The organism is Bradyrhizobium genosp. P (assembly GCF_049949265.1).
Taxonomy (GTDB): domain Bacteria; phylum Pseudomonadota; class Alphaproteobacteria; order Rhizobiales; family Xanthobacteraceae; genus Bradyrhizobium.
The window spans coordinates 1,730,504-1,756,808 of the sequence record NZ_CP188195.1 but is presented as its reverse complement, the minus strand read 5'-3'; the positions used below and the strand labels follow the sequence as shown (position 1 = coordinate 1,756,808).

23 protein-coding genes and 2 pseudogenes are annotated in these 26,305 nt (G+C 59.5%); 6 read left to right on the top strand and 19 right to left on the bottom strand.

The genetic code is table 11. The features are described 5' to 3' along the window. Positions 1 to 38: 38 nt before the first annotated feature. The 7 genes from ACP2YO_RS08535 to ACP2YO_RS08505 all read right to left on the bottom strand — a co-directional run bounded on the left by ACP2YO_RS08535 (position 39) and on the right by ACP2YO_RS08505 (position 5,336). Complete coding sequence (locus ACP2YO_RS08535) at positions 39 to 809, bottom strand: 2-keto-4-pentenoate hydratase (RefSeq protein WP_426440462.1); 771 nt, start codon at positions 807 to 809, stop codon at positions 39 to 41. Between the two features lie 4 nt (positions 810 to 813). Beyond that, the gene (locus ACP2YO_RS08530; protein WP_426440461.1) at positions 814 to 1,689 is read right to left on the bottom strand and encodes an enolase C-terminal domain-like protein; all 876 of its coding nucleotides are present in this window, start codon (positions 1,687 to 1,689) and stop codon (positions 814 to 816) included. A gap of 56 nt (positions 1,690 to 1,745) precedes the next feature. Further along, positions 1,746 to 2,366, bottom strand: coding sequence for a glutathione S-transferase family protein (locus tag ACP2YO_RS08525; protein ID WP_426440460.1), 621 nt, complete (start codon positions 2,364 to 2,366; stop codon positions 1,746 to 1,748). Further along, positions 2,366 to 3,172 (bottom strand): SDR family NAD(P)-dependent oxidoreductase, encoded by an 807-nt coding sequence (locus ACP2YO_RS08520; RefSeq protein WP_426440459.1) that lies wholly within the window; start codon positions 3,170 to 3,172, stop codon positions 2,366 to 2,368. The genes ACP2YO_RS08525 and ACP2YO_RS08520 overlap by 1 nt, the downstream gene beginning before the upstream one ends. Before the next feature lie 49 nt (positions 3,173 to 3,221). Beyond that, positions 3,222 to 3,929 carry a glutathione S-transferase family protein gene (locus ACP2YO_RS08515; protein WP_426440458.1) on the bottom strand — a complete coding sequence of 236 codons (708 nt, stop codon included), beginning with the start codon at positions 3,927 to 3,929 and terminating at the stop codon, positions 3,222 to 3,224. Further along, positions 3,926 to 4,888: a DMT family transporter gene (locus ACP2YO_RS08510; RefSeq protein ID WP_426440457.1), complete on the bottom strand. Its 963-nt coding sequence runs from the start codon at positions 4,886 to 4,888 to the stop codon at positions 3,926 to 3,928. Before ACP2YO_RS08510 ends, ACP2YO_RS08515 begins: the two co-directional genes overlap by 4 nt. 67 nt (positions 4,889 to 4,955) lie before the next feature. Further along, positions 4,956 to 5,336 (bottom strand): hypothetical protein, encoded by a 381-nt coding sequence (locus ACP2YO_RS08505; RefSeq protein WP_426440456.1) that lies wholly within the window; start codon positions 5,334 to 5,336, stop codon positions 4,956 to 4,958. Positions 5,337 to 5,608: 272 nt separating this feature from the next. Between ACP2YO_RS08505 and ACP2YO_RS08500 the strand changes: the two are divergent. Next, positions 5,609 to 5,943 (top strand): annotated as a pseudogene (locus tag ACP2YO_RS08500) (transposase); the annotation flags it as partial. A 276-nt stretch (positions 5,944 to 6,219) separates the two neighbouring features. Here the strand turns inward: ACP2YO_RS08500 and ftsZ are convergent. Continuing rightward, positions 6,220 to 7,284 (bottom strand): cell division protein FtsZ, encoded by a 1,065-nt coding sequence (gene ftsZ, locus ACP2YO_RS08495; RefSeq protein ID WP_426440455.1) that lies wholly within the window; start codon positions 7,282 to 7,284, stop codon positions 6,220 to 6,222. Between the two features lie 895 nt (positions 7,285 to 8,179). Between ftsZ and ACP2YO_RS08490 the strand changes: the two genes are divergently transcribed. The 3 genes from ACP2YO_RS08490 (at position 8,180) to tnpC (ending at position 10,585) form a co-directional block, all read left to right on the top strand. Next, positions 8,180 to 8,566 carry a transposase gene (locus tag ACP2YO_RS08490; protein WP_426433795.1) on the top strand — a complete coding sequence of 129 codons (387 nt, stop codon included), beginning with the start codon at positions 8,180 to 8,182 and terminating at the stop codon, positions 8,564 to 8,566. Further along, positions 8,563 to 8,907 (top strand): IS66 family insertion sequence element accessory protein TnpB, encoded by a 345-nt coding sequence (gene tnpB, locus ACP2YO_RS08485; protein ID WP_426433797.1) that lies wholly within the window; start codon positions 8,563 to 8,565, stop codon positions 8,905 to 8,907. Before ACP2YO_RS08490 ends, tnpB begins: the two co-directional genes overlap by 4 nt. Positions 8,908 to 8,980: 73 nt before the next feature. Continuing rightward, complete coding sequence (gene tnpC, locus ACP2YO_RS08480) at positions 8,981 to 10,585, top strand: IS66 family transposase (protein ID WP_426443053.1); 1,605 nt, start codon at positions 8,981 to 8,983, stop codon at positions 10,583 to 10,585. 22 nt (positions 10,586 to 10,607) lie between these two features. Here tnpC and ACP2YO_RS08475 read toward each other — a convergent pair. The 9 genes and pseudogenes from ACP2YO_RS08475 to ACP2YO_RS08435 form a co-directional block, all read right to left on the bottom strand. Then, a pseudogene (locus tag ACP2YO_RS08475) lies at positions 10,608 to 10,760 on the bottom strand (IS5/IS1182 family transposase); the annotation flags it as partial. A gap of 196 nt (positions 10,761 to 10,956) precedes the next feature. Further along, positions 10,957 to 11,841 carry a bifunctional methylenetetrahydrofolate dehydrogenase/methenyltetrahydrofolate cyclohydrolase FolD gene (gene folD, locus ACP2YO_RS08470; protein ID WP_426440454.1) on the bottom strand — a complete coding sequence of 295 codons (885 nt, stop codon included), beginning with the start codon at positions 11,839 to 11,841 and terminating at the stop codon, positions 10,957 to 10,959. Positions 11,842 to 12,168: 327 nt separating this feature from the next. Beyond that, the gene (purU, locus tag ACP2YO_RS08465; protein ID WP_426440453.1) at positions 12,169 to 13,029 is read right to left on the bottom strand and encodes a formyltetrahydrofolate deformylase; all 861 of its coding nucleotides are present in this window, start codon (positions 13,027 to 13,029) and stop codon (positions 12,169 to 12,171) included. A gap of 148 nt (positions 13,030 to 13,177) precedes the next feature. After that, positions 13,178 to 14,212 carry an adenosine kinase gene (locus ACP2YO_RS08460; protein ID WP_426440452.1) on the bottom strand — a complete coding sequence of 345 codons (1,035 nt, stop codon included), beginning with the start codon at positions 14,210 to 14,212 and terminating at the stop codon, positions 13,178 to 13,180. Beyond that, positions 14,209 to 15,120, bottom strand: a complete 912-nt coding sequence (locus ACP2YO_RS08455) for a hypothetical protein (RefSeq protein ID WP_426440451.1) — start codon at positions 15,118 to 15,120, stop codon at positions 14,209 to 14,211. Before ACP2YO_RS08455 ends, ACP2YO_RS08460 begins: the two co-directional genes overlap by 4 nt. Before the next feature lie 15 nt (positions 15,121 to 15,135). Beyond that, on the bottom strand, positions 15,136 to 16,563 hold the full coding sequence (gene ahcY / locus ACP2YO_RS08450; RefSeq protein ID WP_426440450.1) for an adenosylhomocysteinase: 1,428 nt from the start codon (positions 16,561 to 16,563) through the stop codon (positions 15,136 to 15,138). Between the two features lie 171 nt (positions 16,564 to 16,734). Continuing rightward, positions 16,735 to 17,934, bottom strand: coding sequence for a methionine adenosyltransferase (gene metK / locus ACP2YO_RS08445; protein WP_426440449.1), 1,200 nt, complete (start codon positions 17,932 to 17,934; stop codon positions 16,735 to 16,737). A 35-nt stretch (positions 17,935 to 17,969) separates the two neighbouring features. Next, complete coding sequence (locus tag ACP2YO_RS08440; protein ID WP_426440448.1) at positions 17,970 to 19,421, bottom strand: hypothetical protein; 1,452 nt, start codon at positions 19,419 to 19,421, stop codon at positions 17,970 to 17,972. Between the two features lie 673 nt (positions 19,422 to 20,094). Next, the gene (locus ACP2YO_RS08435) at positions 20,095 to 21,249 is read right to left on the bottom strand and encodes a hypothetical protein (protein WP_426440447.1); all 1,155 of its coding nucleotides are present in this window, start codon (positions 21,247 to 21,249) and stop codon (positions 20,095 to 20,097) included. A gap of 310 nt (positions 21,250 to 21,559) precedes the next feature. On the opposite strand from ACP2YO_RS08435, the gene ACP2YO_RS08430 reads away from it, so the two are divergent. Continuing rightward, the gene (locus ACP2YO_RS08430) at positions 21,560 to 22,153 is read left to right on the top strand and encodes a TetR/AcrR family transcriptional regulator (protein ID WP_426440446.1); all 594 of its coding nucleotides are present in this window, start codon (positions 21,560 to 21,562) and stop codon (positions 22,151 to 22,153) included. A gap of 976 nt (positions 22,154 to 23,129) precedes the next feature. Here the strand turns inward: ACP2YO_RS08430 and ACP2YO_RS08425 are convergent. Both ACP2YO_RS08425 and ACP2YO_RS08420 read right to left on the bottom strand, forming a co-directional pair. Next, positions 23,130 to 23,366, bottom strand: a complete 237-nt coding sequence (locus tag ACP2YO_RS08425; RefSeq protein ID WP_426440445.1) for a helix-turn-helix domain-containing protein — start codon at positions 23,364 to 23,366, stop codon at positions 23,130 to 23,132. A 6-nt stretch (positions 23,367 to 23,372) separates the two neighbouring features. Next, entirely contained in the window at positions 23,373 to 24,938 is a 1,566-nt protein-coding gene (locus ACP2YO_RS08420; protein WP_426440444.1) for a winged helix-turn-helix domain-containing tetratricopeptide repeat protein, read from the bottom strand. A gap of 155 nt (positions 24,939 to 25,093) precedes the next feature. On the opposite strand from ACP2YO_RS08420, the gene ACP2YO_RS08415 reads away from it, so the two are divergent. Next, a complete protein-coding gene (locus ACP2YO_RS08415) occupies positions 25,094 to 26,287 on the top strand; it encodes an acyl-CoA dehydrogenase family protein (protein ID WP_426440443.1) in 1,194 nt (397 codons plus the stop codon). The last annotated feature ends 18 nt before the right edge of the window (positions 26,288 to 26,305 follow it).

Here is a 26,305-nt window from a genome sequence, read left to right as displayed (position 1 = left end):
CCGGACGTCGCGCAGGTATGTGCCCATGAGTAAACGTCCTAGGCGATTAGGCACGTCACCAGGTCACGACCGTCCACCGATATGATTACGCTATCTCCCGGGCTCACAGGATGCAGACCGAGTGGCGTACCGGTCAGCACGAGATCGCCCGGTGATAATGACAGGCCGTGGCGGCGAAGATCTGTAGAAAGCCAGTCGACGGCCTCGACCGCGCCACCAGCCGTGGCCCAAAGTGCCCCCGAATCCATTGTTTTCCCGTTCACCGTGACCGTCAACGTGTGCGCGGTCTCCCAGTCGCCAAGCGGAGTGACCACGTGGTCATGCGCCAGCACCGCGCCGGCGTTAATGCCATTATTTGCAACCAGCTCGGCGAGCGTCCTGGGCGAGCCACGGAAGACGAAGTGATGCAGTTCAATGACAGGAAAGGCCGAGGCGATCGTCCCGTTGGCGGCGATGCGAACCGCCATCTCCCCCTCGATCGCAAGGTTGGCATAAGCCGAATGGGCGAGCGTTTCACCAGAAGTCCGTAACTCGCTGCGAAACAGACGCGCGTGAATCGGCCCGCTCATTCCGAACTGCTCGACCACACCAGGACCTATGCAACCGACCTTATAGCCGGCGACCGCATCGCCTGCTTCGCATCGCAGACGGGCGACTTCAATCTGCACCGCATAAGCCTGATCGAGATCCAGCAGGGCCTGGCTCTCGCCAAAATACGTCCCCGGCACCCGCCGCCGGTAATCCTGCCATTGGCGCGCTGCCAGCGCATGCAGTTCAGGCTCAAAAACTGAAATGCCCGGTCCTGCCATCTGATCAATCCAGCCGGAACTTTGCGACCGCCGCCTCATCCCACCGCATTCCGTTACCTGGACGGTTGGGCACGATTGCCATGCCGTTGACGATCTGAATGGGGTCCTGAAGGATGGGCACGGCCCAATCGACATATTCGAGCCAGTGGCGGCCCGGCGTTGCGGCAAGCAAATGGGCACTGACTTCCGGGAAAAGATGCGACGAGACTTCGCGATGGTAGGCCGCCGCAAGACCCGCGGCGCGCTGCCATCCGGTGACGCTAATGCGGTCGAGATCCAGCATCACATAGTCGGAGGCCACCGCGGAAAGCGCCGCAACCATCGGCAGCAGGCCCGTACAATTCTCACCAATCTGAATTGGCGTTTTCACGGCCTGCGCGATCAGAGCTGCGTGATAATAATCATCGTGGCGAAGCGGCTCTTCGATCCAGTATATTCCTTCTCCATCGAGCATCAGGCTGCACCGCATCGCGTCGGAAAACGTCAGCGCCTGATTGAAATCGACCATCAATCTAACATCATCCGGAGAGCTGCCTTCAGCCGAAGTCTCCAGCAGCAACTGGTACACGAGCGACACGTAGCTCTCGACGTTGCGGTTTCCAGGAGCCACGGCGACCGTCGCCACATCGACCCGATTCACGAGATCTGAATAGGCCTCGTCGATAACCTTCATTCTCATTGCGGCGAATCCCATGGAAAGGAAACCTACCGCCCCCAACAGCGTGACAATGAGAGCAATTTTCCAGACGATCTTTAGATCATTCGACCAGGACATTTCGACTCCGGGGCAATTCGACCGGCCCACGTAGATCGAGCCAATCCATCCTCCTCCCAGGATGGTCAAATATTCACGCGTGTTATAGATCAATTGATCTAACATTTTTTAGATCGCTGGTCCGGCGTGCCTGGTCATGCGGCTTTGCGTTGGATAGTAATTCAGCTCAATGGAGTCATGACGATTTGCCGAAATGCCGGACGCTTCCGCATCTGGTCAGACCAGCGCAGCAGATTCGGCAACTCTGGATGCTCAATGTCGAGCCCGTACCATCGATGAACTGTCGTTGCCGCCGGGATATCCCCCATCGTGAAGACATCTCCGGCCAGGAAGGCCCGATCGGCCAGCCGGGCGTCAAGGATCCGCACCGCAGATAGCGACAAAGCTTCGCCTTTCGCGACGGTGCCGGCATCGCGTTCGGCGGCCGGGGTTCTGATCAGCGCAATGAACAACGGCCGCAGTGCCGGCCAAAATGTCGTCGCCTGCCAGTCCATCCATCGCTCGGCATCGAACCGAGGCCCGATATCGACCGGACAGAGTCCGCCGGCACCGTGCTTGTGGGCCAAATACCGCACGATGACGTTGGATTCCCAAAGTCGGACATCGCCGTCCTCGATGGTCGGGACGAGACGGTTCGGGTTCATGCTGGAATACTCCGGGCTATCGGTCACCCCGAAATGAAGTCCGGCGTCAATCCGGTCGTAATCCAACCCGAGCTCATGGCAACACCAGAGCACTTTCTGGACGTTGATCGAATTCGTCCGTCCCCAGATCCTCAGCATCAGAGCGCCGAATGATCCCGCACCGCCTCGCTCAGCGCCGGCTTGAGATCCAGGAATCGCTTGTCGAGGACCGCCGGATCCTCGCGATTGAGCGCAATCATCTTCGCACGCGCTTCGCCGCCGCGGATCACCTCGAAGGCATTCTCCTCGATTCCGGCGATAATGGCTTCTGCCACCGCCGCAGCAGGTTCGCGCGTGAAACCCAGCTCAGGGCCAGCACGGTTTGAAGCCATCATCGGAGTATCCGTAGCGCCCGGATAAACCGTCATCACATGCACACCCTCGCCCTTCAGCTCGCGACGCAGTGCCTCCCCGAATTTGGCCAGACCACCCTTGACCCCGGCGTAGGTTGCATAGAACGGCGCGGCGACGAGCGCGATGCCCGACGCGATGTTCACGACCATGCTGTCGTTGCTCGCGCGCAGCGCCGGCAATGCGGCTCGCGTCAGCATGATCGGCGCAACTAGATCAACCTCGATCATGGTCCTGATTTCCGCTTCGGTCGTGTCCTCCAGCCGTCCCGCCCTGACGCCGCCAGCATTATTCACCAGCATGTCCAGGCCGCCAAGTTTCTGGAGTGCGAATGCGAGGGCGGTGCCGCGGCCCTGCTCAGTGCCGATGTCCGCTGCGACATCATCGACCGAACCACCGCTCTTGCGAAGTTCGTCGATCGCGGCTTTCAGCGCGTCCGACCGTCGGCCGCTGATAACAACCTTCGCTCCTCCCGCCAACATGGCTTCGGCGAGCGACAGACCAATGCCGCTTGATCCTCCGGTGATGAGGACACGTTTTCCCTTGAGATGCATGACCTAACTCCCCTGCTCGATTTTTGAATTTGTGGATGTGAGAAAACGTTCAACCGGCCACCTTCGGAAAGTTCGAAGGAAACAGCGCGCGCCGCGTCTCCTCGTCCATTTCCTTCTTGAACGCGTGATCTTTTCCGACCGATCGCGCCTTCGTCACAGCCGGACGTGAATCAATCCCGCGATACCAGCGTTCCAGATTCGGAAAGGCCGCCATCGCGCTGGTTTCGCCGGGCAGCACGCGGGGCGCGCGATCCAGCCAACCCCAGGCGGAGATATCGGCGATGGTGTATTCCTTGCCGACGATGAACTCGCGATTCCTGAGATGTGCATCGAGGACCTCATAGTGCCGCTCCACCTCGCGACGGTAGCGGTTGATCGCATAGGCCAGCTTTTCCGGGGCCGCGTGCTGGAAATGAACGGCCTGACCGGAGAACGGCCCCACGCCGCTGGCGATGAAAAACAGCCAGGATAGGAGTTCCGGCCGGTCGGCAGGCGAACCAATCAGTAGCCCCGTCTTGTCGCCCAGATAGAGCAGGATTGCGCCGGAATCGAACACCCGCGCCTCCTTGCCTCCGGGCCCTTCGGTATCGACGATCGCGGGCACCTTGCCGTTCGGGTTGATGGCACGAAACGCCGGGGTGTGCTGCTCTCCCTTGCTGGTATCGACCGGCACCAGTTCATAGGACAAGCCGGTCTCCTCAAGCATGAGAGCAACTTTCGCCGGATTGGGCGTCGGATGAAAATAGAAACGGATCATGCGTCTTCTCCCTTTTTCTGATCGAACTTTTTTGACTGAACAGAACCCGCGGCAAGCATCACGCCGCAAGCGATCACGACGATGGCGACGGAAGTCGTCGACGACGGAAATTCATTGAGCACCGGAATCGCGAACAACGTCGCGGCGACCGGTACAAGTGCGATGATCGCGGTGGCGGCCTTCGGACCAAGCGACGCGACCGCGCGATTGAACGCAAAGATCGCAACGACGCTCATCAGCAGGCCCTGATAGAGCGATTGAAACAACAATTCGCTCGCGGAAGCCTGGGCCAGATTGGATAGACCAGACGCGACATAGATCGGAACATACGAGATTGCCGACCAGAAGCAGATCAGGGCTGTTGCCTGCAGCGGCGACAGTCCGCTTCCGCGCAGGCGCAGCGTGCAGGCCGCCCACATCGCCGCGGCCACGACAAGCGCGAGAACGCCGATCAGGTTCAGCCGGCTTTGGGCCGATGTATAGCCCAGGATCAGGACGACGAGGCCAGCCGCGATCAAGACGTAGCCCGAAATCTGTAATCCGCGCGGCATCTCGCCGAATATCAGCCAGCCGATCATTCCAGCGAATACCGGCATCAGCGCCGGTGCGATCGCAGATGCCAAAGCAGCCGACGTCAGTTGCAGTCCTGTTCCAACGAAGACGATGAACGGGGCGCCCCACAAGATCGCCGGAAGTATCCCGGGCAACCAGGCGCGCAGCGGCAGGCGCGATCTACCGAACAACAAGGTGGGTGCTAGCAACAACGCCCCTTCGCCGAAGCGCAGTGCGATGATGTCCCAGACACGCAGGTCATGTCGAAATCCGAGGCGGGTTACGACAAACCAGCCGGAAAGGATGGCAACGGACAGAAAAGACCACGCGAATCCCTTTGCGGTAGCCCCCATGCCCGCTCGATCGCCATCTGCAGGGCTCACCGCCTCGATCGTGGTTGAGGTCATCGTTTCGCCGTCAAAGCTGATTTCGGAAATAGGATGATGTGTTTTAGATCACATGATCTAATTTGATTCAAGCGCACACAACGCATGCGACGTCAGCATATTCGGGCAGGTAGGCCTCAAACGAGTGCGGCAAAATCCCAAGTTCAACAAAGCCGGGCATCTCCGGCGACGACACGGTATCGATCTGCATCAGCTCCACCTGATTACGCGTGAGAAGCGGGTCCGGGAGTATTTCGGAAGCCCATGCCAGTGCGTACCAAACTGCGAACGGAATTGGGATCAGGATGGGCGAAAGGCCAGCTTGGCGCGCGACGATTCCGACAAATTCCTCGTAAGAGTAGACGCGCAAACCGCAGCACTCGAAGATCGCCGGTTGCGTCGCGGCTCGCTGGACGATCCGAACAGTCGCCTCCGCCACATCTTCCACATAGCCCGGTTGCAGTCTCATCCAGCCGCGGCACGGGAGCGTTGACCCTCTGCGCGATGGCCGCGGCTTCGCAAGTGTAGTCGTTGACCAATCGACGTCCCAAGAGACTGAAGCTGAAGACCCGCGCCGATTATCGCTTGATCAGCAAGCGCTATCGTGGCGTCGACGTCATGTCGGGCGTGGCCATCATCGCCAAGGACACCTGGAGCGCTTTCCAGGCCAAGCAAAAGCTCAAAGTCGATTGGGACCTCAGCGAGGCGTCCGGCAATATCGATCAAGGTCACATCGTCTACTACAGGGCCAGCAGGAGCGACTGCTCTGGCTGCGCCTTGAAGCCCAAATGCACGACGGCGGTCGTGCACAAAATTACCCGCGACCTCAACGAAGATGTGCGCGATCGTGTCCGTGCGCTAGCTAATACGGAAGCCTTCCAGCAATCGCGCCGCGAGCGCAAAAAGGTCGAGATGCGGTTTGCTCATATGAAACGCATTCTCAGGCTCGACCGGCTTCGGCTGCGGGCTTGAATGGCGTCAGGGACGAAGTGCTGCTCACAGCCACGGCGCAGAACCTGAGGCGACTGGCCAAGCTGATCTGTCGTCCTCCGCCACCTCTGGCAGTCGCGTGCTGAACATCCACAAGCAAAACGGAAACAGCCCACACCACCGTACCAAAAGGAACCGCCAAAACTCAAAAGCCAAGCTCGCCCCCAAGACAGAAGCGAGTTTTGCAACACACTCACTCCGAAGGCGGACATCACGGAGGCCAAGTCGAGTGTCCGGGAAGTGACATAACCGGATGTAGCCGAGTGCCCGGCGTCCATGGTCGCGGATTCAGCCAAGGCCGATTCCGGAATCGCTCCTTCATTGCGCGAACTGGACCGACGCGCCGATGCGATGCGCGTCGGTCAGCGGTGTACTAGGCTCGATCCGGCGATCTGACGGCTGTCGTTGCGCAGCCTGCCGGCGAGTTCTGTAAGTGAGCTTTCTGCTGGTTGCACGTGGGGCGCCGGGTCGAGATTATCGATGCCGGTCGCCACTACCGAGACGCGGACGATACCCTCCAAGCTTTCATCGAACGATGCCCCAATGATGATGTTGGCGTCCTGGTCGGCCTCGTCGCGAATGCGGGTAGCAGCTTCGTCGACCTCGAACAACATAAGGTCCGTGCCACCGGTGATGGAGATTATGAGGCCGCTGGCACGCTTGATCGACGGGTCCTCGATCAATGGATTGGAAATCGCGGCCACGGCGGCGGTGAGCACGCGGTTTGCGCCAGAAGCCTCGCCCCTGCCCATCATGGCCTTGCCCTTCTCGCGCATTACGGCGAGAACGTCGGCAAAATCGAGATTGATCAGACCTTCCTTGACTATGAGGTCGCTGATGCAGGCCACACCCGAATAAAGCACCTGATCGGCCATCGCGAAGGCATTGGAGAACGTGGTCTTCTCGTTGGCCACCCGGAATAGGTTCTGGTTCGGGATGATCAGCAGAGTGTCCACCACCTTCAGCAGTTCCGCGATGCCGGCCTCGGCAAGGCGCATGCGGCGCTGGCCCTCGAAGTGGAATGGCTTAGTGACTACACCGATGGTGAGAATGCCAAGCTCACGCGCGGTCTTGGCGATAATGGGCGCTGCGCCGGTGCCGGTACCGCCGCCCATGCCCGCAGTAACGAACACCATGTGCGCACCGGTCAAATGATCGCGGATCGCGTCGATCGTCTCTTCGGCTGCGGCGCGCCCCACTTCAGGATGCGAGCCAGCGCCGAGACCTTCCGTCACCCGCGTGCCCATCTGGATGAGACGCTCGGCCTTCGACATGGTAAGCGCCTGTGCATCGGTATTGGCGACAATGAAGTCGACGCCTTGCAGTCCGGCCGCGATCATGTTGTTGACTGCGTTGCCACCGGCACCGCCGACCCCAAACACGGTAATGCGCGCCTTCATCTCGCGAATATTGGTAACGTTGGTCATTTTTGCCTCACAATTGCTCCACCGAGCTGGGGAATGAGAGGACACGGATTGCTATACACCAGGACTTTGCTCCGAAAATGAGCGCGGCAAGCGCAGTCGCTTGGCAAGCGACGAGCGGCCACTGGCGAGATTTTTAGGCACGCACCTAGCGCGGCATATATCAGCGTCTCGGCGGACAACGGTTGTTCTCCTGGAACGAACCGAGCGGCAATCGGCTGATGATGACCGGGCAATGAAGGCAGGCTAGGCCGCGATGGTTAACGAACTCCTAACGGGCGAGCAGAGGTCTGCCACTTGGGCGTGACCGGCGGGGAATGCGTCCCACCATCTGACCCCATCTCGAAAGTGCGACGGCCTCGCGGGCTTGCCGAGCCAATCTGTGTAGTCGACTCCGCGCCAATCGGTCCCAAAAAAAGGAATGTCCCTTCCGGGTCTTGGCCGTGTAAAAACGCCCTTTACAGGGAGGTCGGAGAGAGGCCAGGACCGGTTCGGTCTCAGGCCGCGATCGCAGCCATCAGCGGCTTGGTCCCGACGATGTTCATGACAAGTGTCAGATTGTAGGCGAGGACCAAGAGAGCCATCCCGGCCGCTACTTTTGGAAGCGGTTTTGGTGAGGAAGTGTGTCGCCCCCATGCGGGCCCTCATCGTGCCAAACGGATGCTCGACCGTCTCGCGGCGCCGACGCATGGCTTGTGGGTTTGCATCAAGCCGCTGCTGCACAACCTCGAGCAGATGCTCATGCTGCGATCGCGCAATCCGCCGCTCTGGCCCTGTCGAGCATCGCTATTTGAGCGAACAATTTTGTAAGCGTGTAGGTCATCCCACGTAGCGGATGATGTTCGATTGTCAGAGAATCTCCTGGTGATTTGTCCCAGGAGTTCATGAGAGCGAACATATGTCTGATACGAAGAATTTCGAAGTTATCACAGCGGCGGCCGAGCGGCTTTCGGTGAGTCCCGGGCGGAGCTACCGCACCTGGTCGCGGGAGGAGAAGGATCGCATCGTCGGGGAAACGTTTGCGCCGGGGGCGAACGTGTCGGCGATAGCGCGCTGTCATGGGATCGATCCATCGCAGTTGTTTGCGTGGCGACGCAAGGCGCTGGCCTCGGGAATGGTGGCGCCGCTCTCTGGGGCGCGAGACCGAGCGGTTAAGTTCGCGCGCTTTGAGACCATGGCGGGGGAGATGGTGGAAATCGTCATCGGCGATGTCGTGGTGCGCGTTGGTGGAGATGTGGAGGCGGGGCGGCTTGCTGCTGTGATCCGGGCGGTTCGGCAGGCATGATCCCGGCGGGTGTTCAGGTTTACGTGGCCAGCACGCCGGTCGACTTCCGCAAGGGAGCCACGGGTTTGATGGCGCTGGTTCGAGATGGTGGGGCCGACCCCTTCAGCGGAGCACTGTACGTGTTCCGTTCGAAAAGGGCGGATCGGATCAAGGCGGTTTGGTGGGACGGCAGCGGGGTATGCCTGTTTGCCAAGACTCTCGAGGAGTCAAAGTTCTGCTGGCCGAGGATTGCGCCGACCCGGGTGCAGCTGAACCATGCGCAGTTGCTCGCGCTGATTGACGGGCTGGACTGGACGAAGGTGCGTCCGGTGGTTGTGAAGCGCCCAGAAACGGTAGGCTGACAAGCTGCGGCGAATTGAATCAGGGTGCTGAAAAGTTTGGAAGAGTGGCGGCGACTCTGCTGTGATGGCGACGATGACGACGCCCGTTACAGAGCTCCCGACGACGCTTGCCGAAGCCCACGCGCTGATCGTCGCCTTGGCGGAAGAGCGGGCGGCGATCGAGGCCGAGAACAGCCGCATTGCCGCTGCAAACACCGATCTTACGGCGATCAACAAGGCCGCCGATGCGCGGATCGTGGAGCTGACGGCGATCGTCAAAATGCTGGAGCGCACGCTTTACGGCACGCGCTCGGAACGCTTGCGCAGCGACAAGCTGAGCACGGAGCAGATCGCCTTCGTGTTCGAGGAGATTGAGACCGGCGTGTCGGCGGTTGAAGCCGAACTGGCCAAGGCTGGCGGCAAGGACATGCCGAAACGCGTGCCGCGGCCGCGCAAGGAGTTCGGGGCGCATCTGGAGCGGGTGGAGATCGTCATCGAGCCGGAGGTTCCTGCCGGGTGCGAGGGGCTGGAGAAGGTGCTGATCGGCGAGGACGTGTCGAAGCGGCTGGATGTGACGCCGGCGAAGTTCCGCGTGATCGTCACGCGCCGCCCGAAATACGCCTATCGCAACCGCGACGGCGTGGTACAGGCGCCAGCGCCTGCCCATTTGATCGAGAGCGGCCTTCCGACTGAAGCGCTTCTGGCCCAGATTGCCGTCTCCAAATATGCGGACGGGCTGCCGCTTTACCGGCAGGAAGCGATCTACGCCCGCGATCGGGTCGAGCTGGACCGCTCGTTGATGGCGCAGTGGATGGGCAAGGTCGGCTTCGAATTGCAGCCGCTGGCCGACTATGTGCTGGAAAAGGTCAAGCAAGGCGAACGGATCTTCGCCGATGAGACGACCCTGCCAACGCTCGCTCCCGGATCCGGCAAGACGCAAAAGGCCTGGCTGTGGGCTTATGCCCGTGACGACCGGCCGTTTGGCGGCATCGGTCCACCGATGGTCGCTTATCGCTTCGAGGACAGCCGTGGCGGCGAATGCGTCGAGCGCCATCTGGCAGGCTTTGCTGGCATCCTCCAGGTCGATGGCTATGCCGCCTATAATCGGCTCGCCAGGTCGGCGGGCGCCAACGAGGGAGTGCGGCTTGCAGCGTGCTTTGCCCACGTCAGGAGACGGTTCTACGAGCTTCACGTCAACGAGAGCTCGCGCCTGGCGACACAGACCGTCACCACCATGGTCGAGCTGTGGGAGATCGAGACCGATATCCGCGGCCAGGATCCTGAGACGCGGCTGAATGCGCGCCAGCAAAGGTCCGCCCCCATCGTTGCGGCGCTGTTCGATCTGTGGGAGAAGGAGCTGCCGCGTCTGTCCGGCAAATCCAAGCTCGCCGAGGCGATCCGCTATGCCACATCCAGACGCGCCGCACTCGAGCGCTTTCTGAGCGACGGTCGTATCGAGATCGACTCCAATATCGTCGAGCGGACCATCAGACCCCAGGCAATCACAAGAAAAAATGCGCTCTTCGCGGGTAGCCATGGTGGCGGCCGCTCCTGGGCGACCATCGCTACGCTTCTGCAGACCGCCAAAATGAACGACGTCGATCCACTCGCCTGGCTCACGCAAACGCTCGAGCGCATCGCGAACCGGTGGCCGATCACTCAGATCGATGCCCTCATGCCGTGGAACTTCAGAGCCTGAACGGCTTCGGCTACACGCTTACACAATTTTGACAGGCGGCGGTCAAGTAACGTCGCAGCAGCTTGCCGTCTTCTTCATTTGTATAGCGATGCGGCAATCGCTCTCCAGCCGGACAGCGATGGGCGTCTCCCTCTGGAAAATAGACAAAGTCCTGCTTGCCGAAGCGGCCACTCGCCACCGTGAGAATCCGAAGAAAAATCGTTGCTGAGTTCCGATAGGACCATCTGAAGTGGGAAGTTCGAGCCGAGCAACACAGCACGATAATCCTGGTGCACAAGTATCCCACTCAGTACCCAATCTGCACGTTTGATCACAGATGATCCGGGAGCCAAAATGATAGAGCGTGATCCCGTGCCTTCTTTCTAGTTCGACTAGACTTTCGGAGCCGACAGCCCGTGAATTGTACAGGCCGCGCGGAGTGTATTGACCAGCAGGCATGCCACGGTCATCTGCCCGACGCCACCGGGCACCGGGGTAATCGCACCCGCGACGTTCAATGCCTCGTGATAGGCAACGTCACCGACCAGACGAATTTCCCCGTCAGCGCCCGGCAAGCGGTTGATACCGACATCGATCACCGTCGAGCCCTTCTTAATCCCATCTCCGCGCACCATCTCCTGCTTGCCCACGGCGGCATAGACCAGATCGGCACTTGCGCAAAGTTGCGGCAAATTGCACGAGCGGGAATGCGTGATGGTCACAGTCGCGTTTTCATTGAGCAACATTTGCACCAGCGGCCGCCCTACAAGGTTAGACCGCCCGATCACGATAGCGTCCATGCCTTCAAGCGACGCATGCACGCTCTTGGTCAGGATGATACAGCCAAGCGGCGTACAGGGCGACAGGGCCGGCAGTCCACCCGCAAGGCGTCCGGCATTGTGCGGATGCAATCCATCGACATCCTTCGCGGGATCGATGGCCGCAATGACTTTTTCGGTATCGAGCGATTTCGGCAACGGGAGTTGCACGAGAATTCCGTGCACGAGGGGATCGCGATTGAGCCCTGCGATCAGCATGAGCAATTCGCACTGCGCGACATCGGCGGGCAACACGTGCTCGAACGACGCCATGCCGGCGGCCCGCGTTTGCTTGTGCTTGCTTCGGACGTAAACTTCGCTGGCGGGATCGTTGCCAACTAGAATCATGGCCAACCCCGGCGTAAGCTGATCTTCGCGCTGGACCCTCGTAACCTCGTCGGCAACACGCGCTCGAAGCTTAGCGGCAATGACTTTTCCATCGATGATCCGAGCTACCATGCAAATCCTCAATTGTTTCGATTTAAACGCGATCCGCTAGGATACCTGCGCGCTACCAGCAATTTTGATACGACCAAGACTCGTCCCGCAGGGTCTCCAGGTCTGCGCATCGAAAAATTGATCGCTAAACGCTGATCATCTGGACGCGTGCAGCGATATTGAGATGTCTTTGAAGGCGGCAACGTTTACCCGACAAAGCGAGTATTATCTGCTTCGTCCCTAGCCTCGGCTCAGCGGTTGCGCAGCGGTGCAACTTGGCCTAACTCGCGGGCCGCCCGAAATGATCCCTGCCCTAGTCAGGTTACATGTTTCGCAGACCCGACTTTGCTAGGGGAAAACAACTGTCGTCTTCCCATTCAGAAAAACACGGTCCTCCAGGTGATAACGCAGGGCCCGAGCCAATACCCTGCGCTCAATATCCCGGCCCTTACGAACCAGATCGTCAGGTCGATCACGATGGGTAATTCGTTCCACATCCTGCTCGATAATCGGTCCTTCATCGAGTTCACTGGTAACGTAATGAGCCGTAGCACCTATCAACTTCACTCCTCGCTCGTGCGCCTGATGATATGGCTTTGCACCTTTGAAACCTGGCAAAAGCGAATGATGGATATTGATGCAACGACCCAGCAGCCGTGACGAGAGGCCGTCGCTCAATATCTGCATGTAGCGCGCAAGGACAACCAGATCGATTCTTTCCACGACCAATAGTTGCTCAATCTGCGCTTCCTGGGTGGACCTGCTATCCCTCGATACTGGAAGATAATGGAACGGAATTCCGTCCAGACTTAGGTTTGTGTAGTTCTGCTTTGGGTGATTCGAGACAATCCCAGCCAGATCCATCTCTAACTCCCCGATTCTCCATCGATATATGATGTCGGCTAGACAATGATCGAGCTTTGACGCGAACACAATGGTACGACGGCGCAATGAGCGATCGCGAATGCTCCAGGTAGCCTTGAATGGTCGAAGCGCCGCCTCGATTTCGGCTCGAAGAATTTCGGCGCTAGCTGTCGCCTCATTAGAATCGAACATCACGCGTGCAAAGAACCGGTCGCTTCCGGTGTCATCAAACTGCTGAGCATCGGTAATGTTGCAGTTCGCGCGAAACAACGTGCTGGAAAATGCGGCCACGATCCCTGGGCGATTTAGGCATGAAAGGGTCAGTACGAATGATCGGCTGGGCATCAGCTAACACCGCTCTGGGGCATTATGGTCAATATTTGATCGAGTTTTTCAACACCGAACTCCATTCTTCAGTATGCGAGGGCACCATGGCTCACCTAATCGATCCATTGGGCGGTCGCGTGGGCGTTCTCGTCATTGAGCTACCTGCTTACGCTGGATTTGCACGTGGCGCGCCGTGGCCGGTATCTCGATCGATCGATCGGGAAGTAAGGTAGTCTTTGAGCGGAATCACAGGCCTGCCCCCAAAATGCGAAATGACCTCCGCGGCGGCCACGCTTCCGAGCCAGCCGCATTCTTCAGAAGATCGCCCGGTCGCCAAACCAAACATAACGCCAGACGCATAGAGATCGCCCGCACCGGTAGTATCAACAACGGAAGTTGCTCTCGCAGAGGGTATGGAAATGATGCGTCCGCCCGTGATGATGATGGAGCCCAGCGATCCGCGGGTGATAGCGGCAAACCTAACCTTGGGAACGATGAAGGCGACGGCGTCATCCAAGACTTCGGTATCAAACAGGACCGCCAACTCCGCTTCGTTGGCGAAAAGAATATCGATACGATTTTCGATAAGATCGAGAAACGCCCGCCGATGCCTTTGGACGCAAAAGGAATCTGATAAGGTCAACGCGACCTGACGCCCAGCAGCGTGCGCCATGTCTGCCGCGGCCCGAAAGGCATTCTGAGCATTCGGTAGATCGAAGAGATAGCCTTCGAGATAGACTATCGTGGCTGCCTCAATCATTTCGCGATCGAGATCGTGCACGGTGAGATTAACGCAGGCACCAAGATATGTGTTCATGGTGCGCTGAGCATCTGGCGTTACAAAAATCACACAATGAGCTGTCGGCGGCCCATCGAGCGCGGGAGGCGTTGGATACTGCACCCCCATCGATATGATGTCATGACGGAACGCGTCTCCGAGAGCATCACCCCGGATCTTTCCGATATAGCCGACCTTGGCGCCAAGAGAAGCAAGTCCGGCAATAGTATTGCCTGCCGAGCCGCCGGAAAGCTGCACGGACGGACCCATCAATTTCCGAAGTTGCTCCGATCGCTCCAGATTTATCAAAGCCATTGTGGCTTTCGACATCTGAAGCCGAACAATCGTCGCATCATCCGCGTGGGAGATGATGTCGACAATGGCGTTTCCGATGCCGGTCACATCAAGCGCCGCTTTGCTCATGACTCACTCCATTCGTCGACGTCGCGCCCAGGGTGTCTTGCCGAGAACGAATTTATCCATTTCACCGTCCTTTCCGCTCCGCCAAACGTGAAGAAATGCGGCTTGACCAGACCAAGGTCGGGTTGAGCGGTGGCGGTAGCGGCTATGCGGCTTATCATTTCCGACGGCTCGAAACCCGCGAGAAGCCGCCCAACGCGCGAAACTTGCGCCGACAAGGAACGTGCGGAATTTGAAACGCCGCAGATGGCGGCAAACTTTGCCATGCTCTTCCAGCTCGTCGGCCCAGCGAAGCCGACATGCAGCGGTGCGGTTATGCCGTTCGCGCGAAGGTACTCGGCGTGTCGAACGATGCTGTCGGCGGCGAAGCAGAGTTGACTGACGAGCCAGCTTTCAAGACCTTGTTCGGCCGAAAGCCTGAGCTTGCTCATAAGCTCACGTTCAAGCAGCGCTTGCGAGATCCAAGGGTGAGGTTCCGCGTAGGTTGCGAAACCGACCTTCCTGAAGCCATGTCTCGTAAAAAGCCCAGTTTCCAGTATCGCACGGCTAGATGCGAAATCTCCGACCACGTCATGAATATCCCCGCCGAGCAATAGTGCGCTGTGCACGTCGGCCTCGCCCCGGAGTCGCACGAGCAGATCATTGAGTTGTTTATGATCAACCAGTCCTCGCGCCGAGATGTGCGGTATAGGCTCAAAGTTGGCCTTTCTGAGCCGGACCGAAGCGTCGATAACGTTGCGCGTGTCGTGGCCAGGTATTGCCGTCACATATATTGGCGTGCCCTCCCGTGCGCCTCGCAAGGAGGTGTCGATTGCAAGACCCTCCGTTGGAACTATCTCAATCGACCAATCCGATAGAAACGCGCTGACGTCATCTCGGTTGATCGTAACGACAGCTTCGCGAAATGGCATGATTGTGCCCTCGCCTCAATACCGGTAATGATCCGACTTGTACGGGCCTTCCTGCTTGACGCCGATATAGTCGGCCTGGTCCTTGCGCAGCTCAGTGAGCTTCACGCCGATTTTAGCGAGGTGCAGGCGGGCGACCTTCTCGTCCAGCGTCTTCGGCAGCACGTAGACTTTCTTCTCGTATTTGCCTTGATTCGCGAACAGCTCGATCTGCGCCAGCGTCTGGTTGGTGAAGGAGGCCGACATCACGAAGGATGGATGGCCCATGGCGTTGCCGAGGTTCACGAGGCGACCTTCCGACAGCAGGATGATGCGGTGCTTGTCGGGGAAGGTGATCTCGTCGACCTGCGGCTTAATGTTGATCCACTTCATGTTGCGCAACGTGGCGACCTGGATCTCGTTATCGAAGTGGCCGATGTTGCAGACGATGGCGCGGTCCTTCATCGCGCGCATGTGGTCGATGGTGATGATATCCTTGTTGCCGGTCGCGGTGACGAAGATGTCGGCGCGGGGCGCGGCATCTTCCATGGTGGCGATCTCATAGCCCTCCATCGCCGCCTGCAGCGCGCAGATCGGATCGACTTCCGACACCATGACGCGGCAGCCGGCCTGGCGCAACGAGGCGGCCGAGCCCTTGCCGACGTCGCCGAAGCCCGCGACCATCGCCACCTTGCCCGACATCATGACGTCGGTGCCGCGGCGGATGCCGTCGACCAGCGATTCGCGGCAGCCGTAGAGATTGTCGAACTTCGACTTGGTCACGCTGTCGTTGACGTTGATGGCGGGGAACAGCAGCGTGCCCTTCTTCTCCATCTCATAGAGACGGTGCACGCCCGTGGTCGTCTCTTCCGAGACGCCCTTGATGTTCCTGGCGACCTCGCCGAACCAGCCCTTTGGCTTCTCTTTCAGGAGGCGCTTGATCAGCGCGTAGAAGACCTCTTCCTCTTCGGAAGCAGGCTTGTCGAGGAAAACGGTGTCGCCCTGCTCGGCGCGGAGCCCATGATGCACCAGCATGGTAGCGTCGCCGCCGTCATCGAGGATCATGTTGGGCGTGCCGCCACCATACCAGTCGAACAGCTTTGCAGTGTAGTCCCAATATTCGGTCAACGTTTCGCCCTTCACGGCGAACACGGGAATGCCGGCCGCGGCGATCGCGGCGGCAGCGTGGTCCTGGGTCGAATAGATGTTGCAGGAGACCCAGCGGATGTCGGCGCCCAGCGAGGCCAGCGTCTCGATCAGCACGGCGGTCTGGATCGTCATGTGCAGCGAGCCCGCGACGCGCGCGCCTTTCAGCGGCTGCTTGGCGCCGTATTCCTCGCGGGTCGCCATCAGGCCGGGCATCTCGGTTTCGGCGAGCGAGATTTCCTTGCGGCCGAAATCGGCGAGCGAGATATCCTTGACGATGTAGTCGGTGAAGCCGGGCTTCTTGGCAGCTGCCGTGGTCATGTGATCATCCCTGACGTCGAAACGGAGTTCATTGCGGTCGATTCCAATCTGTCCCTGTGCTCTCTCCCAGTTTGACCGAGAGAGAATTTGTGTGGGCGCAGCTACTCAAGGCGGCTAAGTCAGCGTCGAGTCAGCCTTGCGTTTCATGCGGCGCGGAGGCCAGAGAAAAGATCACACCGCGCGTCTTAGCGCCTCGGCAAGGTCGGTCTTTTCCCAGGAGAACCCGCCCTCATTGTCCGGGGTGCGGCCGAAATGCCCGTAGGACGAGGTGCGCGCGTAGATCGGCCGGTTGAGATCGAGATGCTTGCGGATGCCGCGCGGCGTCAAATCCATCGTCTCGGCGATTGCCTTCTCAAGCTTGTCCTCCGGCACCTTTCCGGTGCCGTGGGTGTCGATATAGATCGACAACGGCCGCGCAACACCGATCGCGTAGGCGAGCTGCAGCGTGCAGCGGTCGGCGAGGCCGGCCGCGACAACGTTCTTGGCGACGTAGCGGGCGGCGTACGCTGCCGAACGATCCACCTTGGTCGGGTCCTTGCCGGAGAACGCGCCGCCGCCATGCGGGGCCGCGCCACCATAGGTATCGACGATGATCTTGCGGCCAGTGAGGCCGGAATCGCCGTCGGGACCTCCGATGTAGAACTTTCCGGTCGGATTGATGTGCCAGATGGTCTTGCCGTTGATCCAGTCCTTGGGCAGCGCCTCCCGCACATAGGGTTCGACGCGCTCGCGAACCTGATCGGAGGACATTTCCTCGACCAGGTGCTGATGCGAGACCACGATTTCGCGCACGCCGACCGGCTTGCCGTTCTCGTATTGCACGGTGACCTGGCTCTTGGAGTCCGGACCCAGCACCTTCTCGCCGCCGGAGTGTCGCGCTTCCGAGATGAGCCTTAGTATCTTGTGGGCGTAGAAAATCGGGGCCGGCATCAGATCCGGCGTCTCGTTGCAGGCATAGCCGAACATGATCCCTTGGTCGCCCGCGCCCTCTTCCTTGTTGGTGCCCGACTGCAGCGCATCGACGCCCTGGGCGATGTCGGCGGATTGCGGATGCAGCAGTATCTCGATCTCACAGGTGTTCCAGTGAAAGCCATCCTGCTCGTAACCGATGTCCTTGATCGCCTCGCGAACGACACTCTCGATTTGATCATCGGTGACGGATTTGGGCCCGCGGGTCTCACCGGCAATCACCACCCTGTTGGTGGTGGCGAGCGTTTCGCACGCCGCGCGGATCGCCCACGGGTCGATGCCGGCTTTCGGGCCTTCACGATAGAACAGATCGACGATCTCGTCGGAAATCCGGTCGCAGACCTTGTCCGGATGGCCTTCGGAAACTGACTCGCTCGTGAACAAATACTCGCCTGTTCTCATTTTGGCCTCCCTCAGACTCGTCTCAAGATTCGGATTCAGATGTCGCGCTTGCGTGAGATCACGTAAGATTCATCGTTGAACCAAAGCCCGTTGTGTTTCCGCAGCACCTGCCTCGTCGCTTCCAGATATAGGCCGCTCATCATCACCTCGGTCAGCCGCTGGTCTTCAATCTGGGCAACATAGGTTGCATTGTTCCAGGCTGCAACAAGCGTCGACGTTCCGATGGATGTGGCCTCCGCATCGATCTCGTTTGGCAGGGTGTACATCTGGTATTTGAATTTCGAACGCTCGTCCGAATAGGAATTAAAATTGAAATAGCGAGCGCGATTACCAAGCACCGACTTGGTTTCACGAAGGATGTCGTGGCGGGTGCTGTTGAACGGGGCCTCGCCCGGCCAGACAGCTTGCACAATCTCCAAACCTGGGTCGTCGCCGCACGAATGGACGCCCACCAGGCGGCCTCCGGGAGCCAATCCCTGAACCAAAGGCGCGATAACCTTCTGCGCTTTGAACGTGGCCGAAGCTCGTGCACGATACGGTTGCGAAGCCAGGATCAGATCGTAGTCGGTGGTGATTGATCCACGCTTTGGCAACACTTGGTTCAACAAGAACTTGTATTTCTCGAGATAAAGAACGAGCACTGCGGGCTGCTCATAGACCGGGTTACCGGTTTTCTTGCTGACATTTGCTCGCCAATGCTGCGCAAGGAACGGCTCAAGATCGTTGATCTGTTGCTCATATTCGGCAGATGTAGTTCCTCTCAACGGCACCTCATGCCAAACCAGCCGCGCCGCCACGGCCGGCGAGTTCGGTATGAGAAGCGGCGCTTCCGAATAATACAAGTTGGTAAGAATCAGCGCTGTCGCCGGATGCTCTTGAAACCTGTCTGGAATCTTCTCCAGGGTCAGGCGAATGTCCTCGAGGCTTATCTCCTTCCCAACAACATAGAATGGAAGCGTTTCAAAATGCTGATGCATTGAGCGCATGACGCGGGATAGAACAGTTCCGTCGCCGACGCCCGCGTCGAACACCCGCAGAGCCGGCGGGCGGGGGTGTATGTTCGCTAATTCCTGCGAGACTCTTTCTGCGACAACTCGCTTCTCGCTGCACGTATTGACAAACATCAAATATTTTTGGCGATTGTCGTAAAAGCGGAAGTTCTGTTCTGGATTCCTGTCGAAGGATCCGGAAGGGACAACTTGGGACGGTTGGAGAATCTGCGCGGTGGAATTCATATCTAAGACTCCAGTCTGCGGGGCAACCTTGTGAGTTCTGGGACGCCTCGATGTGGCGAGCCCCCGCTCGCGGGGCGGCTTTCCGATAAACGCGCGCACGCGATCCACCGTTTCGGCGGTCACTCGTCCGCCATATCGAAGTCTCGAAACCAATTTTCCGTCGTTGATAGCCAAGCGACCGAAGGTTGTTTCGGCAACCGAAAAACGCTGACAGTATTCACGGATTTCAAGCATCAGCGTTTCGCTATCCATCACACGCACCGCTTATGAATTCGGACAACCTGTACACACGCCGCCGAACTACATCGCACACCTGTATCGGCTAGATGTTTGAGGGTGAACAACCACAATATTTCCCATCCGTTGCCCACTAGAACCCACTTCTTGCCCACTAGAAAAGATAAGCTCATCATACAGTTGCCAATTGGCATGGAGATCGTATCCACGCATAAATGCAACGCACGAAAACACTCTGGTCGGAACAGCGTGGGAGATATGAGTGCTGGCGCAGCGTCCGACTTAGATTGATGCTGGACAAACGTCACGCAATTGAAGCTGGGCTCGTGAAGTTCGCCAGCGACTGGTGAACTAGATCCGATCCGACCAAGATAGTCAGAGACTTGCTTCCCGCTTGACAGATCGTCCGTGAAGCCAAGGCCGAACCTGATTGGGAATGTTGCCGGACCAAAGCCATTGGTGACCGACATGTTGCCTCCCTGCCGGTCTAATCTCTCAACAACGCTCTGACGTTCCCGCGCGTGCGGAGATGCTCCGTTGCGCCCGCCATCGTGATCTATCAAGAACTGCGCCGAGGCGCCGCGACGGTTCGGCTCTGAAATGCGCCCCACCCTTTGAATTTCAGGGCGGGGCCTGTCCTATGGTTGCTCCATTCAGGGCCAATCGGGACCCGCGTGGACTGCGCGTACTAGGCTGCGGCTTCAAGGCCGAGCTTTTCCGAAGCCATTCTTGCTCCTTCGATCCGCGACTTGATCTTCTGGAACGCTATATCGCGCGCCACGTCCGGGGAGCCGTGCTTGGGCTTCGCATCGATACTGAATGGCGAGAAGCCGCAGTCATCGGTCGCGCCCAGTCTTTCCTTCGGAATGTATTTCGATGCCAGCATGAGGTCGTCGCAAACTTCCTGCGGCGTCTCCACGCGGGGGTTCTGCGGATTGATCACACCGATGAAGGCAACTTGAGGAACGCCGTTCGCGTCCTTCCTACTGTGCTCGCCGATCAGTTTGTAGACTCGCTCCTTGTCCTTCTCGCTCGCGAGTTGGATAAGGAAGTACCCGGCATTCATCTTGAACATGCTAGGAAGCAGGTCGGCGTAGTCCACATCGGCGCTGTGCGTGGCATCGCAGTCGCCGCCCGGGCACGTGTGAATACCGATGTTCTTGCGCTCTTCGGCCGAGAAGCGATCAATGACCCGGTTGTTCAGCTCAATGAAGCTGGCGAGCATCTTGCGCCCCGTCCAAGGATTTTTTGGATCGTTCCTGCATGCAAGCCGTCCCTCGGTGAAGTCGATCGAGACCCGCGAGGCGCCGGCCTTGAACGCCTTGCGAATATCCTTTTCACACTCATCGCAGAGATCGCTGAGAAACTGCTCGCGCGTGTAGCCCTTCACCTCGCCATCGAGCGGATAGAGCAGCGACAGCATGGAGGGCGCGATAACCGCCTGCTTGATGGGTTTGGTTGCCATCCTCTTTGCTTTTTCCACATATTCTGCGGCGTAAGTCTGATATCTGAACGGGCCGCTTATCAGACGGGGCAACTGGCGATGATGGCCATCTGTGAAGATCGCAAAATACTGACCATCACCGGCGAGGTTTTGAGCAAGGCCTGTCCCAGCAAGCGTGTCCGCCAGCGGATAGGTAGCAAAGCTCGACACGCGCTGCTCGCCGTCCGAGACGATCGGCGAGCCGGCCGCTTCCATGCGTTTGATGGAATCGAAACATGCCGCATCCTGTTCCTGCGTCAATTGATCTTTTGTGATCTTGCCTGCGTCGTATGCGGCGATGGCCGCCTGAAGCTTTGCGGGTCGCGGAAGCGAGCCGACGGGTTCTGTCGGAACGTGCATTTGAATCCTCCTTTGTACTTTATGATTTTTTGCAGACCCGCGAGCCCTAGGAAGAACTGGACAGACTGGTCTGTCCATATTAGATTCCGGTTCGACGCCGCGGTCAAGTCTGTCCAAGGAGCCAGAGGCGGTTTGGCGGAGGACGCGTTGCTGCAGCTCCAGATTTCGATCGGGAGCTAGATCGTCAACTCGTGCGTTGAGAGAGGTTAATAGCAAGTCCCTCGCTTGCACGCCCGCCGAACTGATGCGAAAAGCCGGTGTGGCCGTGGACCGAAATTGGCGTCCAACAACGGGTCATCGGGGAATCGAAGTGGCAAAGCCGGAAACGAAAGACCCATTGAAACCGCGCGAGCGTCTTCTTGGTGCGGCCTACGAGCTGTTTGCCACGAAGGGCGTCGGCCAGGTCGGCATCGATACGATTCTTGCTAAGTCAGGATGTGCGAAAGCCAGCCTTTACAGCAATTTCAACTCCAAGGTCGACCTCGCAATCGCCTTCCTCGACAGGCGCGAGACTGTCTGGACGCGCGGATGGCTCGAGGCAGAGATCAGACGCCGCGCTTCGACGCCCGAGGAGAGGTTGCTTGCCATCTTCGATGTTTTCGACGGCTGGTTTCGAAAGAAGACTTTTGAGGGGTGCTCGTTCATCAACGTATTGCTTGAATCCGATATCGAGAGCCCCGTACGCCGGGCAGCCGCGATCCATCTCGCCAAAATTCGCGCCATTATCCGCGGCTTGGCCGAAGAGGCGAAGTTGCAAGATCCTGAAGAATTCTCGCAGGCCTGGCATATGCTGATGAAGGGTTCGATCGTTTCGGCCGGTGAAGGTAACAAGAATGCCGCACGCGAGGCCAAGCGCGCAGCTCAATTGATACTCGCGGGCTGGGCGCGAAACCCCGGCGTTTAGCGAACTGCACGCCGTTACAGTTGGTGTCAAGGGGTGCGACAATTTGCGAATGGCGGGCGCCGCAAGCAGCAGCGAGTTCGCCCTAATCGGCCACGCCAAAAACACTTCTTGATAAAGGCATCGTTGAGATGATGCTCGACGCGACAGGGAAGTACAGCACTCCCCTCACCTCCGAACGTCTCTTTGGCTGGCATGCTGCCCAAACACGCTCCGATGTTATCCCACTATGCCTGCCACTGCGTTTCTCATAACCGATGAGATCTCCGCACGCTATCAAGGAGAGGTCAGCGCGGGCACTTTGAGGAACTGGCGCTCCAAGAAAGGTCGGACTGTCCTTTCTAAAGATTGGCAAGGGCGGTGCTCTATCCGCTCGCTGAGCTAGAGGCATGGGATCGGAAGAATCTCGTGATCTGCCGTGCTATAATAACATCGAGCAGGACGGAGCTTGAGACATCGGGATGATCGCGAACAGTCACCTATTACAGCGCCCAGACACCTATCCCAGCGCGATTCTCTTCATCGATAAATCTCTATAAAATCAATACGGTAAACGTTGGGAGTCGATTGGTGCACAAGACCCTACTCGATACCCCACTCGCCCGTTTGGTCCCTACTAATCCCGCACCGAAATGATCAAGCATGATCCAACGCTTGGGCTAACTCCAGAGCGCGCGATAACAGTATCGACTTAGCGCTCCGCTTCGCGAACGCCTAGACCCACCAAGGTTCGATCGTAGATTCGGCGGGCCCGTCGCGCGAAAAGGCCACACCGGGGATATCGTCCGGGCGATCTGCGGCTGCACAGGTTCAATCGGCGACGCGCAATTATCTCAGATTGCTGTTCCAGGCGGCCGCCTGAACGGCTATGCGTAGCCCTTCGAAGGCATGTCCGCAGGCGCCGACTTACCAGTTGTATGACCGGAGGTTGTCGGTTGGCCAACTTCGGCTGAATACTTCCTCTCCGGTGCACCCGTCGTCATGGCTGGCCTTGATGTGCCGCGCTGCCGGCAAGCTTGGCGAACTTGCCTGGTGAGCAGCCCAGACGCTTGCGGAAAGCCGTGCTGAAAGCACTTGCGGATTCGTAGCCTATTTCATCAGCGATCCGATCGAGGGATTTAACGCCGCGAGTCAGCGCATCCTGCGCAAGTGCCATTCGCCATCGCGACAAGTACTCGATAGGTCCGCACCCCACGCGGCGCGTGAGATCATTCAACTGGTGTCAGCTCGTCAGGCCGGCCATTCGCAAGCCGCCGAGGAAGTGTTCGCGGTCGATGGGATTTCTGTACCGTTCGGCTCGCGACCGAGCGAGGTCGAGGGTATTTGCGGGTGGTGCTTCGCCATTCTCCTTCATTTCACGATACCGCTCGCTGACGAATGCCTCCGCTTCGGACCGCGCTTCGCCGAACCGGCCCATCTGAGCGAAGCAGGCCGCAAGCAGGCCGTGCGACCACCTGTCGAGGGATCGCGCCTCCATCAACGCTTTGACCGCGCCCTCGTAATCGCGCCCCGAATAAAGGGCGAGCGCGTGATACCAATGGTATAGGTTGGGCGGAAACGGGTTGAGCCGCTTGGCTGTCCCGATCCATGCAAGCGCCTCGCGCCACCGTCCCCAGTAGATCAGGATGTTTGCGAAAACGGCGGCGACATCGGCGTCGTTTGGATTCAGTGCGAGCGCGCGGCTGAAATGGATTTCGGCCCTGGCGTCCTCGTTCCGCAGGAACAGCAACTGCGCGAAGACGCCGTGAGACCAGGCGTCGCCGTCGTCGATATCGAGCGCGGTCTCGATTTCTCGAAGCGCCTCATCCAACGTCGTGGTGGCGGGCGATTCGAGAAACACGTCGCAGATGATGGTCCAGGCGATGTTGACGTGGGCGCAGGCATATTGCGGGTCGAGCGCGACGGCGCTCCGGAAATACTCCCTTGCCTCCGCCATGCCTTTCACGGTCAACTGGCGCCACCGCTCGTTTCCCAGCAGAACCAGATCATAGGCGGTAAAGCTCGAAGTCGGCTTGCGTCTGGCGATCTCGCGGCCGGCGTCCTCCAGCCGGCCCGGCAGGGCTGCGACGATCGCCCGGACGATGTCGTCCTGAAGGGCGAAGATGTCTTCGAGTTCACGGTCGTAGCGCTCGGTCCAGAGATGGTAGCCGCTCGCGGCATCGAGAAGCTGGACCGTCACCCGCACCCGGCTGCCGATCTTGCGCACGCTCCCTTCCGCCACGTACCGGACGCCGAGTTCGCGGCCGACCCGTTTGATCTCGGCCGTCTTGCCCCGGTAGGCGAAGCTGGAGTGGCGGGCGACGACGAACAGCGACCTGAACCGCGACAATTCGGCGATGATGTTTTCCGTGATCCCGTCGGAAAAATAATCCTGCGCGGGATCGCCACTCAGATTCGACAACGGAAGCACCGCGAGCGACGGCTTGTCGGACACCGCAGGCGGGTGTGGCGTGAGCGGGCCCGCTTCGGATCCGGTCGCAACCGGCGGCCCGATATAGCGGTAGCCGCGGCGCGGCAAGGTCTCGATCCAGGTCGTGCCCCCGTCGATGCCGGCAAATGTCCGTCGAAGCGCTGCGATCTGCACCGTCAGGTTGCTCTCCTCGATCGCAAGCCCCGGCCACGCGGCCTCCATCAATGCGTCCTTGGAAACCGGCGTTCCCGCCCGCTCGACCAGCAGCCGAAGCAGGGTCACCGCGCGCCGTCCGAGCGTGGTCGGTTCGGATTCGCGAAACAGCATCCCGGCGTCCGCGTCGAGGCGATAGGGACCGAATTCATGGATCGTCACCATGGTCTAGAGACTACATTTTCGGAGGAATTTGCAACTTTTTCGGAACAGATTCAGGACCTCCGGGGGAACAGGCGATCATGCTGCAACGGGGTTGAGGAAAGCGTCGGATACGACCCGATGCGTGATCCCTGCAATGCGGCGGAGGGCCAACGATCATGGCGCAGTCTGATCTGATGGCCGGTCCCGGCCCGGCCATGGTTGCCGATGCCCCGGATCGGGTTTGCAGCACGCTCGAGGCCATCCGGTCGCTGGCCCCGCTGATCGCCGCGCAGCGCAACGACTTCGACGGCGGCCGGCGATTGCCCGACGCGGTTTTCGGGGCGCTGGCCGATGCTGGCCTGTTCCGCCTGTGGCTACCCAAAGCGCTCGGCGGGCCCGAACTGTCCCCCTTCTCGTTCATGAGCGTCGTCGAGGCCGCTTCGCCGCTCGATGGCTCGGTCGGCTGGCTCGTCGGCAACGGCGGCGGCATGAGCCGGATCGGCGGCTATCTCGGTGAGACTGTCGCAAGCGATTGGTTTGCCGCGCCGCGCGCCTTTGTCGTCAGTTCGACCGGTGCGGTCGGCAGAGCGATCCCTGTCGAAGGCGGCTATTGCGTTTCGGGGCGCTGGCCGTTCGGCAGCGGCGCGCATCACGCGACGCGATTCATGGTGCTGGCCAGCGTCAAGCCCGAGGATCCGGGTTCACCCCTGATCTGCTGCTATCCCGGCCGGGCGGATGTGACGATCCTCGATAACTGGCATGTGTCCGGACTTCGCGGCACCGGCAGTTGCGATTTCGAGGTGCGCGACCTGTTCGTGCCTGCCGCTCACGCCCATCCCTTCCTCGGCCTGCAACCCACCCAATCCGGGCAGCTCTATCGGATGCCGCCATCCTCGGTGTTCGCGTGGAGCATCTGCGGGGTGCCGCTCGGTATCGCAGACGGCGCCATCGCCTCGTTCGCAGACCTTGCCTCCGGGAAAGGCCGCCTCGGTGCCCGGGCCTTGCTGCGCGATCGCGAAACCGTTCAGGCGACGGTCGGGCGGACAAGAGCGATGCTTCGCGCCGCCCGCGCCTTCCTGATCGATGCCATGACGGAATTGATGACCGCGACCGAGGCAGGCGGCGAACGGCTGGTGGAAGCGCGCGTGTCCATTCGGATCGCAAACGCACATGCGGCCGAGACCGCGATGTCCGTCGCCGACATGCTGGCCGCCAGCGCGGGCGCCGCCGCCATCTTCGAGAGTTGCGCCCTGGAGCGCGCGGTCCGCGACGTGCGCGCCGCGGCCAAGCATATCGCGATGAGCCCGAACAACTACATCATTGCCGGCCGGCTGGCGCTCGGGCTCGATCCCGGCACGGCGAGATTTTGAACCTTACGCGACCGCGCA